Origin of the sequence: Plebeiibacterium sediminum (genome assembly GCF_026013605.1) — a bacterium.
GTDB lineage: Bacteria > Bacteroidota > Bacteroidia > Bacteroidales > Marinilabiliaceae > Saccharicrinis > Saccharicrinis sediminus.
This window is the reverse complement of record NZ_JAPDPJ010000091.1, coordinates 1-16,741: the sequence shown is the minus strand read 5'-3', so window position 1 is coordinate 16,741 and position 16,741 is coordinate 1. Positions and strand designations below refer to the sequence as shown.

The window sequence follows — 16,741 nt, the reverse complement described above, 5'->3', positions numbered from 1 at the left end:
CTTGCACCCTACGCTATTTGATTACGTCCCTTCAGGACTTTAGGTAAATATTTAATCAATTAATTAAATGCCCTGAAAGGGTATTATCTAAAAGCAAAGGGTGTTCGCCATTTGTTGTTGATATTCAAATCATTTATTCGTTCTTCTCCCCTCCCATCATACGGCGTATTTTCAACTCCTTACGATAGTCTATTTCCTCTCCTGCTCTAAAGATCAGGGTATAATGTTCCGGTACATCCACAACAATATTTAACTCGGTTTTTACACCCTTTATAACCGTTTCATTATTAGCTATCTTTAAGATACCCGTAGGGAAATATAAATTAAGGGTTTCTGCGGATTGCTCCACCTTTATAACCTCTTTTAAGAACTTACCTCCAAATCGATCTTCCTTTTGAAAACGATCTAATAACTCTGACCATTTCGTCTTCACATCTTCCCATTTCATTTTAGGCAGAGAAGTCTCTTGTTGCCTATCAAGGCGTTCTCCAATTATTCCGGACATCGGTGAAGCCAATTCTTTGTAGAAATTTCGAAGTGCCCAAAGAATCAAATGTTTATCAATTCTGTGATCTCCCACACAAACCGGACAACCATTTTTACAGCCACAATTTTTAACAAAAGTCCCTGCATTCTGAATAATCTTATCCAGATAATCAAATACCTTTTCAGAAAATCCTAGTCCTCCCGGGTATCCATCATACAACACAATGGCATATTTCGATTTTTTAGTTTCCTCATCTACAAAAGAAAAAATATCACCACCTAAATCACTATCTGTTGCCATAACAAGCATTGATGCCGCAGCTTTTAAGCAATGCACCAAACCTTCACTATAATCAAATCTTGGCACCTTTGCCGATGGTGCTTCCGGTTCCAGGGCCGGTGCTTTTCCTGTGGCAACAAAAGTTCGAACTACGTTATCTGGTATTTCAATCCAGCAAGCCTCTGTCTCCATCTCAGTACGTAGAATCTCAGCTAAATCTGTATATCCTAGATTTTGATGTGTATTAAACTCAACCATTTTAAAGCCAGTAACCAATACAGTAACCTTTACATCTCCAAAGAATCTGTTAATACGATGTTCCTTTTCGTGCTCATGCTCCATAATAACCGCTATGTTTCCTGGTTTATGAGGCTCTGTATAATAATTGGAAGTAACTTCTTTTACAAAGGCTGTTTTACTCTCCAGATCAAGCTGAATAGATTTATACTGAACACTATCATGAAGATAGATAGCTCCCGGGTAAAATTCCTTTTTAGCCTGAATTATATCCACAATGGTAATGGTCTCTTCCTTTTCCATATCCACCACCTTAATGGTGTCGCCAGTTATGTTACGCAGACTTATTTCATGAGCAGGTGATATATCTCCACTCCACTGGTATGTACTATTTTGCTCTATTAATTCGCCTTCTTTCACCAATAAAGGTATAATTTCTCCCAAATCAGGGAATGAAGCTACATCATCAATGGTTAGTGGAAGCTCAGCTGATGCTGCTCTAATGTGAGATAATTGAATGTATAAATTATCCCTGTCAATAATGGCATTCTCAGATTCCGCCTGTAATAGCCAATCCGGATTTTTTCCCACGTATTGGTCCAAAGGTTTCTCCTTCAACATAACGATAGCATGAGCCTCAGAGCCATTCCTTCCGGCACGCCCAAGCTGCTGCCAAAAGCTTGCTCGTGTACCAGGAAATCCTCCCATGATAACTGCATCAAGACTACCAATATCAATCCCAAGTTCAAGGGCATTGGTTGATACTACTCCCAACAATGTACCATCTACCAAATCCTTTTCTATACGAGCCCTTTCAATAGGCGTATAACCACCACGGTATGCCGAAATTTTATCAGACATATTAATACCGTACTGCATTGGATCAGATGACAATATATCACGACTTTCTTTAGTTACAATTTCTGATTCTCTTCTGGATTGGCAAAAAGTAATAGATCTGACTCCGGAAAACACCAATTCAGGAAGAATTACTTTAAGTTCTTCACTCACTGATTTTTTTCGCTGGGCTTCCTCTAAATACTCTGGCTGAAAGAAATGAATATGTTTAGCCGGAGCTGGTGAACCATCCTGATTGACAATTTCAAATGGAGTATGACATACATTCTCTGCAAGCTCCTGCGGATTAGCTATTGTTGCAGAACTACATAAAAAACGAGGCTTATTTCCATGGTAATCACAAATGCGCAACAAGCGTCTGAATACATTGGATACATGTGAACCAAAGGCTCCTCTGTATGCATGCAACTCATCAATGACAATGGTATCTAAATTGGCAAATATATGCGCAAATCCGTACTTATTATGATTGGGTAAAAAGCCTGCATTAATCATATCCGGATTAGTCAAAATAATATTGGCCTGCTCCCTAATCCTGCTACGCTCATTAGGTGATGTATCACCATCATAAACTCCTGCTTGTATTCTGTTTTCACCAAAGAATGCAACAAACTCTTTGATATTGCGGTACTGATCTTTAGTTAAGGCTTTTGTAGGATATATAAATATCGCTCTTCGGGCAGGATTTTCTAAAATACGCTGCACAACAGGTAAATAAAACGACAAAGATTTTCCACTTGCTGTACCCGTTGTTATCACTACACTTTTGCCTGAATATGCTTTTTCAAACATTTCAAACTGATGCGAATAAAGCTTTTGATATCCATTATTACTCATCCAGTTTTGTAATTCAGGATGTAAATTTTCAGGTGCATCAACAAAATTTGCCGGACGCTCTTTTAAACTCCTTGTTGCAATTATTCGTTCATTATGTTTTTGTATGATTCGGGATACCGCTTTACTCATCATGCTCTATTTTTACCGGAGTACAAAATTAAATTTTAATTGATGATGAAGGAATGATTATGGTTTTATTTCTTTACTGAATGCTTATGTTTTTAGAAATACGGGAAAAAGATTCTTTACAAGAATAAAAGATGAATACTCAATAAAAGCTGTGATACCATAATGCAGGATCATTTAAATATAAAAAGTATTGTTTAGATAAAAACAATAAGGTTTCAAATAGCAACTAAAATTTTAAGTTGCTATTCTTATTTTCTATACAGAATCAATGCTATCACAATTTCACTCTAACTTTATATTATTAAAGACTCTAAAAAAATATAACTATACTGAATTTATTATAAATGCTATTTTTACAGATAGTATTAAACATTTAACTAAAACGTTCTAAATTAATGAAAACAAAAATTATCCTAATTACCCTACTTGCTTTAATATTTACCATTTCTTCTAATGCGCAAATTAAATGGGGTATATATGGAGGCGGATCAGTTTTGACTTATGAAGATCAATCTTCTCCAGTTAATTTAGATGGTTTAGGATCTGTTTCTTTCAATACCAATTTTAAAAGTACGGGTTCCTATAATCTAGGAATATTCCTTGAATTTAGAGTTTGGAAAAGTTTACGCTTAGAATCCGGTATTACCATGGGAAACAAAGGTTTTAAACGTAATGAAAATATCGATATAGATGAATCCGGACCATTGGATAAGAATGGAGTACCAGAATGGCATTATAGCTCCAAACAATCATATAATTTTTCTTATAAAATGCCTTATGTTGGAGTACCTATGGTTTTTAACTACTATTTATTAAACCGTAAATTTAAACTATATGCCTCCTTAGGCCACAAATTAGGCTTATGTTTCAATGGAACAACTGATAATTATCGTACAGGAGGATCTTCCATTGGCAATGGAAGTATACCCGATAACGTTCGAAAAATAAAGCAAGAATTACCCAATAGTGATATTAAAGTTGGTAGAGATGATGCATTCAAAGCTTTTCACTATGACCTGGTTTATGGAGGAGGGATTGGCATTGGAAGATTTTGTATCGTTTACAGCTATGATTATGGTTTATTAAACAACTCACAGTCTGATCAAATAAAATTTAAAAGCAGAGTACATAATGTGTGCTTAAAAATTGACTTTTCAAAACACTCGTAATTTTAGTATAATTATAGGTGCTAATAAATTTTTCTACACAACTATTAACACCTATAATACTATTATTATTTAATTCTACTTAACAAATATTCCAATTCATCATTTTATTCATGAAAACTAGTATTTCCAGGGTTTGCTCCAAAAGATGCCCATTGAGCCGAAGTTGATATTCCTTTGCCTGATGTTGGTACCAAATACAATTCATCCATACCCGCACAAATAATTGTACCATCGCTCAGCATTGAAATGTCTGAAACCGATACCGAGTTTAATGGAATAGTAGTAGACTGGCCTGTATTTACATCAATTTTTTCCGGATTAATTACTCCTTTATAAATATTACCATCATTAGCAATAAGCATCTCGCCGCCAACAAAAATTCTTTCAAGGTTTGATGCATAAATTTCATTTCCTAAAGACGAAAATTTATGTAGATAACCATCAGCTACACCAACATAAACATTTCCACCATTATCTATTACAGCTCTACTAACCAAAGGATTATCACCGAATGATTTTTTCCATTTTGTTCCTAATGAAGCAGTAAGAGAATAAAAAAGTGTTTCTTGGTTTAAATCATCATTTCCGCTCATAAAAACATCACCATTATTATTTGTACAGTGTAATCTGCATCCATAATAATCAGAAAAAAGATTGTATGCAATTAAATGACCATCTGTTGCATTTATTCGCTTGATATATGACATCAATTTATTGTGTTCGGAATATTGAACTATACAATATATACCATTTGAAGTGGCAATAGGAGCAGCCATTTTTGTATAACGATTATCAATAGCATCTTCTGCATAAAATATATTTTCCCATTTTAAAGTACCTCTAGGTGTAACACAAACCATTTTAGCAGGAACTGCAGTATCGTAATCAAATAGATACGAATCTCTACATACTACTATGTTTCCTTCAGAATTTATACATGGTTTGTATATTATTTTTGTTAAATCAACTCCTTCATTAGTTAATTTATATTTCCATTTTAAACTACCATCATCCGCACTTAAGGCGTACAAATAATTGGCACATGCAAAATATATTTGATCATTATATAATATTGGACATGCTGGTATTTCCTCTACTTTACTAGTCCATTTGATCTCCCCTTTTCTGTTGTAACGATGAATGATCACTTCATAAGGATTATCAGCAGAACTATAAGTAATAATAAAATCATCATTATCCAGCACAATTGGAACTCCTATAGGGTCATAGTCACTTGAGTTTAATTGAATAACCGTAGCATTAGATTCTGTAATTAGGGCTTTGATATCATCTTTGTTACATGATGTCACAATAACTGCTATCACTAACACATACAACAAGGGTAAAAAATTATTTCTAATCATATTTAAAATATTTATTCTGGTTACGAAAGTTGAATTCTTCAAGTTTTACTAATAAATAAGCATATGGAATAAAAAGAGATTCCTTTATACAGATTAATGCATACTATTACGAATGGATTAGCTGTAACAATATCTTTGAACGTATATATTTCTTAATACGCTATTACATCTCTAAAAAATTTATGTCCTAGAACCTCTTTTAAGACTAAATATTTATTTTACCACGTAATGACTGATTCATAATTACTTTGCTTGATTTGTTATTAGTTATTGTTAAAAATCATATTTAAAGATATTATACCCAGACTTTAAAAATATCGCACATTTGAGTCTGCATATAATATTTTTGAATTTGATGTTTTTTTATTTGATTCTGCATTAGGAGAGTAAACAAATTCATATTTAAAACAGAAATGATTGTATTTTAAAAAATTATATTTGTTCTTTATAAACAAAATATTACTTATTAAGGACTTTAACTAAATGGAAAAACAAACCCTTATACTATTATCCAAAGGAAATGAAGAAGCTTTTAGCTCAATATATTGCGAATTTAAACCAGCACTAATCAATTTTGTAAAATCACTAATTAAACTTGAGGATATTGCTGAAGACATAACCCAACAAGTATTTTTAAGTGTTTGGCTAAACAGAAAAGATATTAATACCGATCAGTCCTTTTCCTCATACCTTTTTACCATAGCTAAGAATACTACTTTAAACTACATCAGAAAAGACAATAACAATAAAAAGTATTTAAAGGATAAGATATGGGATGAAATGATGTTTGGTAAATGCTATACGGAAGAAAGTATAGAACACGATGAGCTTTTAAAAACAATAAATGACGCCATAAACTCACTAACCAACCAGAAGAAAAAAATATTTGAAATGAGTCGCAGATTTGGTAAAACTCATGAAGAAATTGCTACTGAATTAAATATTTCAAAAAATACAGTAAAAAACCACATGGTAGATTCTATCTCGCAGATTAAGAGATTTATAGAATCAAAAAATAACAATAGTAAAAGCACAATTATACTTCTTTTATGGCTTTTTTCGTAAAAAAATTAAAATATACATAGTCCCTGCCCTTTCATTAGGTGTATTACAAATACATAATCTTAAAAACATTAATATTATTAATTATTAAATACACAAATGAGAAAGTATATTTTGATCTGTTGTTTTATACAACTTACATTCATTGCTAAATCACAAAGTGCAAGTGTTGAAAAATCAGTATATGGTATTCAAACTGGCATTTTAGGAATTTGGGGGCATAATGAGGCCTTTCTATCGAAGTCATTGGCACTGAGAAGTGAAATAGGGTTTGACAGTGGAATATGGGGAGGAACCTTTTACGAGAAAACAGGCTTTTTAATGACTCCGGTATTAACCCTGGAGCCTCGCTATTATTACAATCTAAATAAAAGAGAAAGAAAAACCAAACGTATTGATGGAAACACAGGTAATTTCCTTTCACTAAAAACAAGTTATCACCCAGATTGGTTTGTTATATCAAATTACAGTAACATCAGTATTATAAGTGATATTTCAATTGTTCCTACCTGGGGTATCAGAAGAAGCATTGGTAAACATATTAATTTTGAAACAGGTTTTGGAATAGGTTATCAGCATGTTTTTGCAAAACAAGCTGGTTATTACCAAGACGAAAACTATGTTTTATATAATGTACATTTAAGAATTGGATATAGATTTAATCGTTAATTATAAAAGAATCATTAGCAGATTTTAGCAATATCAATATATTTTTCAGATGGCTACTGGTAATCAAAAAACAGACGATACACAAATGAGATTATTAATATTTAAATATTTACAGAACAAGTGCAACAAGCAGGAGTTTAATAGAGTGTATAACCTGTTTTCTGACAACAAGCAGTTTGAAAAGTATAACGATATATGGCAAGAACTATGGAATCAATCGCTTGAAAAGGGTAATAATAATCTATCTGCAACACATAAAGAAGAGGCTCTATTGTTAATTAAGGATCATAAGGAATCTAAAACCAGATTCATTAATAATTACAAATTAATAAGATGGGCAGCTGTAGCATGTTTGATTATTGGTATAGGCTGGTTGATTCAAAACCAGATTAAATCCTTTAACAATGATACTTATGAGGCCAAATATAGCCAGATACAGGATATTGATTTAATTGATGGATCACAAGTTTCATTAGGTTCTACCAGTAAATTAACTGTATCAAAAAATTTCAATAAGCAAAACCGTGATTTATCACTCGAGGGTATGGCCTTTTTTAGTGTGGCAAAAGACAAACTCCACCCATTTACAATTCAAACAGAAAAAATGATGATCACAGTGGTGGGTACTTCTTTTACCATACGTTCATTTAATAATGAAATAACATCTGTAGTGACTGTAAACACAGGGAAAGTAAAAGTTAATGTATCAGACATGAGTAACAAAAATGAGTTTTATTTAACTCCTGATAAGCAATTAGTTTTTAATAAACAAACCGGATTGGTAAATGTAAAGCAAGTTGATTCTGAAAAACATAAACAATGGATAAATAAATCCTTTTACTATAATAAATCACCATTATACCAGGTAATTACTGATTTGCAAAACATGTATCATGTACAAATAAAAGTAAATGATAGCAACATTAATAGCCTGATTATAACGGGAGAATATTCAAACAAAAATTTATCTGAAATTATTAATTCAATATGCTTTGTTCATAACCTTAAAGTTGAATATAAATCTGAAGATCAAATCATTATATACAAACCAAACCATTAATTGATATCCGTAAAATAACCAGAGTTCACTAAATTACTTATGAATACTGGATAATAATACAACAATCATTTAAATAATGCACTTAAATAGTCATGATATATGGCTGTAATGGAAATTGTATGCCAAAACATTGGTAATAACATGACAGAAAAACATCAATCTGATAAATAAAATATTACGAATAATCATTCCTTAAAAAGAGAATTTATGAATAATGAAATTATTTTTGCAAGCTATTATGAGAAAATAATGAATAGCAAATATCCTTTAATATCCTTTGTTAAATACAGTATTATTATAGTATTTAGTTTTATAAAAAGTTATTATTCTTATTCACAACAGAATAATGATATTAAGTTGAATATTAATGTTGAACAAGCGAGTCCTCAAAATGTATTCAACCTTATTGAACAACAAAGCGAATATCGTTTTATTTACGATGATTTAGCTATTGATAGTTTACATCAGGTATTAAATCTGCATTTAACTGAAACATCATTAGGTAATACATTAAAAGAAATTAGAAAACAAAGTACATTAAAATTTCAGATATTTAATCAATCTATTGCAGTAAGTATTCGTAAGAATCCGCTGAATAAAATTAATATTAGCGGTTTTATTACAGACTCTATTACTGGGGAATATCTTATAGGTGCTGTAATTTTTATGATGGGAACTAATGTAGGAGCTACAACCAACCAATATGGGTACTATTCATTAAACGTACCATCGCATTCTGTTACCCTAAAAACTCAGTATTTAGGATATAAATCGACTGATATTAATATTGATCAGGATGAAGATTTTCATCTAAATATTAAACTTCCTGAGCAAGAAACTTTACTTAACGAGGTTATTGTTTCAACAACAACCAATCCAGATTCGATAAATAATAACGTTGAAGGAGCAAATACAATCAGTTTAAATGATATTAATTCCTTACCCCTCACTTATTCTGAGCCTGATATTATTAAATCATCGTTTTATTTACCCGGAATTTTAAGAATAAATTTAGGAAGTACAGGTTTTAGTGTTCGTGGAGGTTCCTCAGGGGAAAATATGGTTTTGTTTGATCATTGCCCAATGTATAATATATCCCATCACCTGGCTGATGTATCCATTTTTAATCCGGATATTATTCAGGATATGAGTATATATAAGAGTGGAATACCGGCTCAATTTGGTGGGGGTAGTTCGTCTGTTCTTAATATTACTTCGAAAAATGGGGATAAAAGCAAATTTCATTTAAACGGTGGTATTAGTACTGTAGCAACACGCCTAGCTGCGGAAGGCCCTATCATTAAAAACAAGCTTTCGTATTTAGTATCCTTACGACGTAGCAATATGGAATGGAAACGGTTAAATGATAGAACAATTAAAAGTTGGAATTTTAGCGATTTTAACACAAAGTTGCACTATAAAATAAATGATCAACAACAACTGGCTCTATCATTATATTATGGACGAGATTATAAAAAGTATAATTATAAAAAGATCTATGATTTTTATAAAGAACATAATTATGCTCGCGAATATATGAACTACAACAACAGAGAATATAGCTGGTATACTTTTGGATCAAGTTTGTCATGGGTTAACAATTTTAATCAAAACTGGCTCGTAAATACCTCTTTCTTTTTTAGTGCTTATAACTATAATTGGGATATGGAAAATGAGGACTATTATTACATTAAAGGAACCAATTTGGATATTGGTTTTAATCATGATTATCAATACCAGATAAACAACAATCAATCGTTAAAATTTGGATGTAAAACTGTTCTACATGAATTTAATACTAATGATACCTTTACCTTAAAAAAAGGGATTGATGATTCATCTGAATCATTTGAATCAATTATATATATAGATCATCATTTAAAAATTGATCAAAATCTCGGTATTAACTATGGTTTAAGAGGAACCTTCTATTTTTCACAGGAAGCGTCACCTGAAATTGACAAAATAAATAATAACGTATTAGGCATAACATACTACAACCATGGTTCATTAGAACCTCGTTTTGCTATGAGCTATCGTATAAAACATAACCATATTAAATTATCATACAACCATATGGAACAAAATATGCATCAAATTTCATATGTTGGCTATTACAGTAGTTCCTTTTTTATTTGGGCACCGAGTACATCATACAACAAACCTGTAATTAGCGATCAAGTATCATTAGGTTTGTTTCATAATAAACAAACATCCGATTTCACCTACAGCGTAGAAGCCTATTATAAAAAAAGCCAAAACAACTTGAGTTATTTTAATAATAAATCTGATGAAAACCTAACAGTAAATTTATGGAGTAGTTTAGTTTCTTCGCAAGGTAAATCATATGGTTTAGAGTTTTACGGACGCATGAATAAGGAAAAAGTAAATGCTAGTATTTCGTATACTTTATCAAGATCATTAAGACAAGCGGATAATATAAATATGGGTGAATGGTATAAATCAAATTACGACCGACCACATAACCTGGCTTTAAATGCTAACTATTATATCAATAAAAATTTACATTTAAATTTAAGTTGGTTATACAGTACTGGTTCACCAGCATCTTTAAATTATAAAAGCTGGCCTCCTTTGGTTTTTGATATTAATCATATTAATCAATATCGTTTGGATAATTATCACCGATTAGACGTTGGTCTTGTGTATGAAAACCAAAAGAAAAAAGACCGAAGATTTCATTCTGTTTGGAGTGTAAATGTTTACAATGTTTATAATAGAATTAACGAGTCTGTAAATGAAGGAATTAATCAATATTCAGAAGGTGGCTATAACAATACAAATCTATATTCTGATTATGGCATAATGCCGGCAATTTCGTATAAGTTTAGTTTTTAAACATTTAATATTAAAGTAAATAATCTCCTACATATATTAAATATATAGGAGATTATTATATCGTTTTTTATAAAACATAGCCAATTCTTATTTCCCTATTTTCTTTATAAAATACTCTCCTTTACCATATTCATTTGTTTCAGAAGAATGCAGAATAACAGATATTTTATCATATTCATCAACCAATTGTTCCGAATTAAAAGTAGGCAAGGGATCTAGTGGTTTTAGTACTTGAATCATATAGGCAAACATATAATGGTCATCGCGTGTGTACTCCCTAATTTTATCAATCGCTACAATTTTCGATTCTGTTCCGTTAACTTTTACAGTAAGTTCTTCTTCGGTTATTTCGTTTGGCGCAATATTAATAGTATCTGATTTTGTTTCTTTGGATAAATTGTGCGCTTTGGTTAAACTCATCGGTCTGAAATATATTTTATAGGAGTTAAACGGACCGCGTTTGGGTTCAAAACCACTTATTCCATAAATTTCTATTCGATCGTACTGTGGATTGATCTCTAAATCCTTATAAACAGGAATATTCCAAGCCCAATATTCAAGTTTTGTTTTACCATAGTCTACTTCCTTTATGGAATACAAACAATAATAGGTTCCTGGCTCCACTTCCATAGAAAAATATCCGGTACTGTCAGTAAATGTTTCATGACTGTTTTCGAATATTTTATCCTTATTCTTTAATTCAAGCGAATCGATATTCTGCTTTAGCCATACTGAAACACTATCCACAGGATTATTATTAAAATCTGTAACGTGACCGTATATACGAACTTTGTTTTGGCTTAGAAGTGTTGTGGAAAAAAGTATGATTATTAGGACAAACGAGTTTAGCTTATTCATAATTAGGTTTGCTATTATTAGTTATGATTCATGATATAATCATTTAACTCTTTGAATCGTTCAGATTTGGAACTACCATTAAGTATAATATCAGGAGTTGTTCCAAATTCATCATTTGAACTACCATCAGGATTAAGACCCATAATAGCCGGATATCGAACAACAATACCACTAATAGGCAATGTAAACATAAAAGGATCTGAACCTATTCCATCGCCTCCGGTTGTTTCGCCAACAACAGTTGCAAACCCGGTAACTTTGCAGAAATTTACAAACGCTTCTGTAGAAGAATAATTATTATGATCTACAAGCAGGTATATATTTCCTTTATAATTGGCAGATTTTTTATCAGGTTTGATATTAAAATCCAAAGTTGAAAAAGCATAGTTATCATGTATTACCTCTGGTGGTAGTTTTGGATATTGTATGCTGTCTAAATGATATTCTTCACCATTTTTATCAGCTTTTATAAAATTTAACAGTTTAGGTGTATCCTTATATGCTAAATTTCCTTTGTATGTTATGGTAGTATCTGATAAAAACGGAACAAGTACATCTTGCCAATATCCGCTAAAACCACCTCCGTTACCTTGTATATCTATAATAAGATTTTTATAACCATCTAATTGATTATAGAAACCAAGAATGACATCTTTATCTGTTTTTTTGAGTTCAAAATCAAATGATTTAATTTTTATAACTGCAATACTACTATCTTCATTCAATTCACAACGAACATTAGGATCTTCTTTTAAATTTAAATCTGTTTTTACTTTAGGAGGATGAAGTTCTTTATATAAAGCCTGCCAATATGAGTAGTTTTCCTTAGCTACGCTTTTTCGCAATTCTCTGGTATAACCTTTAAAAGCACCAAAAGTCAGCATATTAGCAAACCTATAGGCATGTAAATAATATTTGTATGCTCTTGTGGGATAAATGTCTGCATGCACTGAATTTAAATCACGCATAATACTATCAATTTGTGCCAAATACTCTTTATCATTACTGGTATGAGCAATTTTATCCCTATAAAGCTGGTAGTTCGCTAACCAATCCACACCATGTCGTCGTTCATTTACTCCAAAATAAGGAAAGACATCTTTTAATTGTATAAATAAACTATCAAATTCAGCTAACTTTTGATCTGTTGTTAATTGTTTAACGATTTTTTCTTTTGCATTGATAGTGGTATATACAGAAATCATCAATGCAAACAATACAATAATTTTAATCATAATTTATTTATCAGGTTTTTATAGTCTGAGAACTATAAGTAAGAGTTAATTACAGGGGTTAAATATAATAAAACAGATATAAACAATAACTATTTAATGTATTATAAAACCTTATCCATTATTTTATCAAACCTGCTATCCATGCAAATACTTAGATCGGTAGTTATAAATTTTCCATTGTAAAACAAACTAAAAATAGTGGCCGGAGACGGACAAGTCTGCGCTTGCTCCATACTTTCCAACTTAATAATCTTCAATGGTAATTTTCTTTTTTCTGCAGTTTCGATAAGAGATGTTTTTACATGATATTCAGAAAAAGGACAGCGATTAGAGTAGTAAACCACTACACCCTCTTTATCAATACTGTCTTCATTTTTCACAGACTCATTAAACTCCGGATTTTTGGCTTTTTCATTTATCTTTTTAACAAGCAAACTGAAGCCCGTTGATAGTTGCTCAACAACTTCAAAACCTTGTTTTAAAAGCCATTTGGTATCACTCATAAAATGAAACTTTTTTGTACCCACCACAGTTACTAATCCGTTTTTGCCCTGAGTTCTGGCATCTTCCATAGCTAATTGTAATAACTCTTTTCCATATCCTTTACCTTTATATTGACCAGATACCCAAAAACAGTTTATTAAAAGATAATTTGAAGCATGTACAGGAACCCAACCTTTTTCGGCAGGACCATATTCAATAAAAACTTTAGCTCTGGCATCAATTCTTCTAACGATATAACCGTTGTCAAATTCTTTACGGAGCCAGTCTTTTTTCAATTCGTAACTCTCTTTACATTTTTTATCTGAAATGGCGCAACAAATATGTTCGCTATCAATATTCAATTGATTAAGGGTAATTATTTTCTCCATGCTTCTAATTGTTTTTCCAACGGTCTAAACGTTTCATTCCTCTGGTAAATAGCCACGATAAAATTCGATTATGTCCTTTCTCTATCATTATCTTTCTGCACGATTCCTGGAATTCATCCACTGTACCGATAAATGAAAATTGTCCATCCTGATAGCAGTAACTGCAATAGGTGGTGTTTTTAGATGCATCCGCATTAGTTCCTCCGCCCTGAGGATCCTTACTCATGGGCATTCCACAACTTTGGCAAATTTTGTTTTGCTTACTCATAATTTGTATTAATTAATGGGTATATAAATTTCTGTTAATAAATCGTTTTCTGCTACGTTATCAGGATGATTAAGATATTTTTCATACGAAACACTATTCCTGAGGGTGTAATTGGATTGCGATAACCACTGAAAATAGATGGCCTGATATAAATTATTTAAACCCGAATAAGAGCCTTTTAGGGTAAACATGGCGAATTTACCTCCATTGATTTTATAAATACCAAACTCTCCTTTGGGTTCTATTGATATTTCTGTTGAAATACAAGCGTAAAATCTACATTGCTCTTCATTTGTAATATTCGGATCATCAAAACTTAATCCTATAAATTCACTGTTTCTGCGTATCAGGTTTTGTTGCTTGGCATACTCTCCTAATTTTTGCCAGGCCACCTGATAATCTGTTATTGAGCCATATTTAGCTATAATACGGATGTAAACTAATGTTTTTTCTTCAACATCAATTATTTGTGGATTCAATTCAATTTGTTGGTTATTTGAATGAGAAATTCCCTTTGAAAAATATGTTTGAAGATTTTTAAAAGCTGAAGGACTAATACCAAAATGTCGTTTAAATGCCTTTGATAACGAATGCTGTGATTGATAACCCGTGTTATATGCAATTTCAGTTAAAGTATCATTGGAAAGCTGTAATTTTTGTGCTGCATTTTCAATACGTAACCGCGTAATATATGCTCCCACAGATTCGCCTACAAAGGCCTTAAAAATTCGGTGAAAATGAAACTCTGAAATAGCGGTATAATCAGCAATATTTTTTAAATCGATAGAATTATTTATGTTTTGATTGATATAATCAATGGCCAGATTTACCGCTTTACTGTATTCATTTTTAGTTTCCTCTTTCATCGGCTTACATTTTATTTTTAAGGTCAGATACAACTCCCAAAATATAAACGTCTTCTTGTATAAGAAATGCTCTTGTGGCTTGTTTCATTTCAAATATTGTTCTTAACAAATGTATTGTTTTTTCGAATTTTCGAACTTGTCCGTTCTTGCTAATTTTAAATATGAAATATAAGTGGATTGTTCTTAAATCGAGAAAACAAATACATTATATCAAACATCAATTTATTAAACATTACTCCTTTTTAATTATAGAAATACATTCCTCTCCGCTTTCATTTAATGTAACTAACTTCATTTCATCGCTGCTAAAACTATGCATCAAATTAAATACCTCACACATGGATTTATCTTTACACGAGATATCATTTACAAATAGTATTTCATCACCTTTGTGGATATTTGGAACTTTTTCAGGACACCAAATAAATCCTATTTGAAATTTACCTTCTTTATAATCTGGCTCCAAAGGAAACTTAGGTACATAAGAATCTTGTAGATCATTACCATTTGGTTCAAAATAAATTTTACCGTTTTTATAATCTAAAGTAACTAGTGCATATTGTAATACTTTAGCACCTATTCTTGTATCTAAATCCTTTGTAGTATTTGCTGTTATATTATTTAATTCCATTTTTTTGAACACCATACTTTTAATATTTATTTTATAATGCATAGTATCATCTGTCAAACCATAAAAGCCTATTGTATTATTACCATTAGAACTTAATACCTTTTCAAAAATATCATGTTCTTTAAAAGCATGATAATTATTCAATGAAATATCCAACAAACCATCCATTCCGCTATCAAATAACAGATGCACTTTACCGGTTTGCTTTCCTTTGATGTAGAGATAAAAATATGGATTACTTTGAAACGGACTTAAATCCATTTGTTGAGCGTATTTAGACTTTAAGTTTAATTTTTTGGGGGAATCAGTAATTTTTATAATTCTATTAGGATAATCAAACTGAACAACAGAATTTCGTAGAGAATTACTTCCTAACACTCCATCCAATTCAAAACAATCAAAAATAAGATTATCATTGTAAACTATAGCTGCTGCATCTTTAAATGTAATATCACCTAGTTTGAGTGATTCAATTACAGTAACTCTTGTACTATCTTTTTCATTGTTAGCATCTGAAATTTCTATTTTGCCAAATACTGGCGGTTTTAATTCATCATATAAACTTGCAGAAATACCTGTTGCTGCACCTGTATCCATCATAAAACGAAAAGACTTTCCTTCAATTGTTACATTAATAATAATATGACCTTGAAAGAAATCAAAAGGAATTTCTTCATTATACTTGCAAGGAGATATAGTTCCATAGTTTAAACTATGGATAGGATTCTGTGCAAAAATAGATATGGGAATAAATAAAAGCAGAAAAATTGTTTTCATAATTTTATGTTAAGATTTGAGATTGATAAAATTCTATTACAACATTTATAATTAATTTACTGTCGTTGTTAGAATAGTTACTAAGATAAATAAAATGTTATATTGCTTAATATAAAAAACGATTATCAATACGATCCTCATCGCAGAACATATTTACAAAGTAAATTAATCCTGTTTATCCTGTTAATCCTGTCAAAAAATAAAGTATGGACAGGATTTACAGA

13 protein-coding genes are annotated in these 16,741 nt (G+C 31.2%); 5 read left to right on the top strand and 8 right to left on the bottom strand.

Going from position 1 to position 16,741, the window contains the following annotated elements; genetic code table 11:
- Positions 1-133: 133 nt before the first annotated feature.
- Positions 134-2,827: a DEAD/DEAH box helicase gene (locus OM075_RS22440; protein ID WP_301192801.1), complete on the bottom strand. Its 2,694-nt coding sequence runs from the start codon at positions 2,825-2,827 to the stop codon at positions 134-136.
- Between the two features lie 395 nt (positions 2,828-3,222).
- Between OM075_RS22440 and OM075_RS22435 the strand changes: the two genes are divergently transcribed.
- Positions 3,223-3,996: an outer membrane beta-barrel protein gene (locus tag OM075_RS22435; RefSeq protein ID WP_301192800.1), complete on the top strand. Its 774-nt coding sequence runs from the start codon at positions 3,223-3,225 to the stop codon at positions 3,994-3,996.
- A gap of 104 nt (positions 3,997-4,100) precedes the next feature.
- Here OM075_RS22435 and OM075_RS22430 read toward each other — a convergent pair whose 3' ends face one another.
- Entirely contained in the window at positions 4,101-5,360 is a 1,260-nt protein-coding gene (locus OM075_RS22430) for a PQQ-binding-like beta-propeller repeat protein (protein ID WP_301192799.1), read from the bottom strand.
- A 483-nt stretch (positions 5,361-5,843) separates the two neighbouring features.
- On the opposite strand from OM075_RS22430, the gene OM075_RS22425 reads away from it, so the two are divergent.
- The 4 genes from OM075_RS22425 (at position 5,844) to OM075_RS22410 (ending at position 11,010) form a co-directional block, all read left to right on the top strand.
- The gene (locus OM075_RS22425) at positions 5,844-6,425 is read left to right on the top strand and encodes an RNA polymerase sigma-70 factor (protein WP_301192798.1); all 582 of its coding nucleotides are present in this window, start codon (positions 5,844-5,846) and stop codon (positions 6,423-6,425) included.
- Between the two features lie 96 nt (positions 6,426-6,521).
- A complete protein-coding gene (locus tag OM075_RS22420; protein ID WP_301192797.1) occupies positions 6,522-7,091 on the top strand; it encodes a hypothetical protein in 570 nt (189 codons plus the stop codon).
- A 49-nt stretch (positions 7,092-7,140) separates the two neighbouring features.
- Positions 7,141-8,151, top strand: coding sequence for a FecR family protein (locus tag OM075_RS22415; protein ID WP_301192796.1), 1,011 nt, complete (start codon positions 7,141-7,143; stop codon positions 8,149-8,151).
- Between the two features lie 207 nt (positions 8,152-8,358).
- Entirely contained in the window at positions 8,359-11,010 is a 2,652-nt protein-coding gene (locus OM075_RS22410) for a TonB-dependent receptor (RefSeq protein WP_301192795.1), read from the top strand.
- Between the two features lie 87 nt (positions 11,011-11,097).
- Here the strand turns inward: OM075_RS22410 and OM075_RS22405 are convergent, their stop codons facing one another.
- The 6 genes from OM075_RS22405 to OM075_RS22380 form a co-directional block, all read right to left on the bottom strand.
- Positions 11,098-11,868, bottom strand: a complete 771-nt coding sequence (locus OM075_RS22405; RefSeq protein ID WP_301192794.1) for a carboxypeptidase-like regulatory domain-containing protein — start codon at positions 11,866-11,868, stop codon at positions 11,098-11,100.
- Positions 11,869-11,885: 17 nt separating this feature from the next.
- Entirely contained in the window at positions 11,886-13,103 is a 1,218-nt protein-coding gene (locus OM075_RS22400; protein WP_301192793.1) for a S41 family peptidase, read from the bottom strand.
- Between the two features lie 101 nt (positions 13,104-13,204).
- A complete protein-coding gene (locus OM075_RS22395; RefSeq protein ID WP_301192792.1) occupies positions 13,205-13,975 on the bottom strand; it encodes an N-acetyltransferase in 771 nt (256 codons plus the stop codon).
- 4 nt (positions 13,976-13,979) lie between these two features.
- Positions 13,980-14,243, bottom strand: a complete 264-nt coding sequence (locus OM075_RS22390) for a zinc ribbon domain-containing protein (protein ID WP_301192791.1) — start codon at positions 14,241-14,243, stop codon at positions 13,980-13,982.
- 8 nt (positions 14,244-14,251) lie between these two features.
- Positions 14,252-15,109 carry an AraC family transcriptional regulator gene (locus OM075_RS22385; RefSeq protein WP_301192790.1) on the bottom strand — a complete coding sequence of 286 codons (858 nt, stop codon included), beginning with the start codon at positions 15,107-15,109 and terminating at the stop codon, positions 14,252-14,254.
- A 232-nt stretch (positions 15,110-15,341) separates the two neighbouring features.
- Positions 15,342-16,517, bottom strand: coding sequence for an aspartyl protease family protein (locus OM075_RS22380; RefSeq protein ID WP_301192789.1), 1,176 nt, complete (start codon positions 16,515-16,517; stop codon positions 15,342-15,344).
- Between the last annotated feature and the right edge of the window lie 224 nt (positions 16,518-16,741).